Source organism: Shewanella electrica (genome assembly GCF_022321485.1).
GTDB classification, from domain to species: domain Bacteria; phylum Pseudomonadota; class Gammaproteobacteria; order Enterobacterales; family Shewanellaceae; genus Shewanella; species Shewanella electrica.
The window spans coordinates 1-266 of the sequence record NZ_JAKOGG010000359.1 but is presented as its reverse complement, the minus strand read 5'-3'; the positions used below and the strand labels follow the sequence as shown (position 1 = coordinate 266).

Genomic DNA, 266 nt, shown 5'->3' with positions numbered 1-266 from the left:
TTACCAACAGTTAGGATACAATCGACAGCACTTCGACCTAGGGTAAATGCCCATAGGACAGGTGAATAATCTAAATCGGCACACGATCGATAATAAAAAACCTAATTATAACAAGCATAAATAGATGGAGACCTCACTATGGCGGATGGATTAAACCGCGTTCATTACAACCCAACAACAGCTCAACTTGTCGAACTCGCCCTGCTACGCGGCGAGGGTGAACTGACCGCTAACGGTGCTCTGGTTGCTAAAACCGGTGCTCGCAC

At 46.6% G+C, this 266-nt stretch carries 1 protein-coding gene; it reads left to right on the top strand.

All coding sequences use genetic code 11. The features are described from left to right. Positions 1 to 138: 138 nt before the first annotated feature. A partial coding sequence (locus L9G74_RS20890) for a phosphoenolpyruvate carboxykinase (ATP) (RefSeq protein ID WP_238898676.1) occupies positions 139 to 266 on the top strand: 128 nt, incomplete at its 3' end.